We start from the raw sequence: 1,560 nt of genomic DNA, 5'->3' as shown, positions 1-1,560 counted from the left end.
GCTATAATGCGTTCTTTTTCTAATAAGAAAAATAAGCTTAAAATAAGAGAAAGTAGTATTTGTAAACTGACTTTTCCTATGTTTGCTATCGATTGATATATGACATCTACACCTTGTTCGATATATTTCGATACTTCCATTCCATTAATTGTCGAAAGTGCATATTTAATTATCTCGTTATCAGGTGGGTTCTGAAAAAACAATTTAAATTGATAAATTAATTGTGAAATTTGTATCGTTAGTACAGGCAAATATTTATATAGTGTAGTTACAATAAACGTCACTAATACAATATATAAACCAGCAATAACCACTTTCCTATTTACTTTCAATTTTTTTGAAATAAACTTTTGAAATCGATCCATCAAAAACGTGAGAATAAACGTAATTAATATTAAATTAATCATGCTTTTTAATCCATACAATACAAGCACTAATATTATTAAAACGAGAAACCGTTGAAACCCTCTACTTCGAAAGAAATTTTTCACTTCATTCATTAAAAATTAACCTCCCCCTTCAATGGATGGAAATTGAATATATTACATTTTATGAACTTCTATAGACAATCTTTCTTACTAATTAGGAAGAATCCTTTTTTTCTTTTCTAATGTCGGATTTTTCATCTAATACTTTTCTAAAAACTATTTTTCAAATCTATATTTTAGGAGAACATCTATTTTTAGACTGTTGCTCCTTAGTAGATTTTTCATATTGAAAAAAGAGAGTTATCTATTACTTAACTCTCTCTAGAAAAATGCTAAATGAAAAGCTTAATTATTTCAATCTAATCATTTCTTTTTTGCATTTGCTTCGCTAACAATTCCTTCACTTGGTTATACGTTAAACCTGAATTTTTGTTTAAACGCTTTACTTCCTCGACATCAGTACCTACCACTGTATATTTTTTCTCATCACTCATATTTCCACTTCCTTTTTCACCAGATCATTTCTTATATTTCTTCCCTAAACTCTTATAAATTAACACAAATAAGCTGTACTAAATTAAATAGCTAAAGGGAGTTTAGTTGCATAAGAGGAATAGATAAAAAAATGTCGAATTTATTTATTTGTTGAAATTGAGGACTTGGAGGATACATTTTGAAGAAATATGAGTTTAAAAATAACATTCCAACATTGGAAGAGTACAAATATTTGTGCGAGTCTGTTGGATGGACTAATTATATGAATTTTGAAGTGGTGGAAACATCACTAAAGAATTCTATCCACTGCATCACAGTCAAAGATAATGAACAAATTGTGGGCATGGGGAGAATTGTTGGTGATGGGGCTATCTATTTCTATATTCAAGATATAGTGGTTCATCCAGATTATCAGAAAAATGGTATTGGGAAAAAAATAATGCATATCTTGGTTGAATACTTAAATCAGAATGCCCCTGATAAGGCGTTTGTCGGTTTGTTTGCATCGCAAGGTAAAGAATCTTTCTATGAAAAATATGATTTTAAAGATTACTCACCAAACATGACGGGGATGTTTACTGTCATTTCAAAAAAATAAACATAATAGATTTTTAATTAWACGTCGTCAATATTAAAG

At 28.7% G+C, this 1,560-nt stretch carries 2 protein-coding genes and 1 pseudogene; 1 reads left to right on the top strand and 2 read right to left on the bottom strand.

What is annotated here, in order from left to right; translation table 11 throughout:
- Both AC1DTM_RS25885 and AC1DTM_RS25880 read right to left on the bottom strand, forming a co-directional pair.
- A pseudogene (locus tag AC1DTM_RS25885) lies at positions 1-500 on the bottom strand (AI-2E family transporter); the annotation flags it as partial.
- 287 nt (positions 501-787) lie between these two features.
- A complete protein-coding gene (locus AC1DTM_RS25880; RefSeq protein ID WP_002118339.1) occupies positions 788-922 on the bottom strand; it encodes a hypothetical protein in 135 nt (44 codons plus the stop codon).
- Positions 923-1,101: 179 nt separating this feature from the next.
- Here AC1DTM_RS25880 and AC1DTM_RS25875 point away from each other — a divergent pair, with 179 nt between their 5' ends.
- The gene (locus AC1DTM_RS25875) at positions 1,102-1,521 is read left to right on the top strand and encodes a GNAT family N-acetyltransferase (RefSeq protein WP_002158298.1); all 420 of its coding nucleotides are present in this window, start codon (positions 1,102-1,104) and stop codon (positions 1,519-1,521) included.
- Positions 1,522-1,560: the final 39 nt, after the last annotated feature.

Source organism: Bacillus sp. P4_D3, from assembly GCF_056401855.1.
This window is presented reverse-complemented; position numbering and strand designations above follow the sequence as displayed.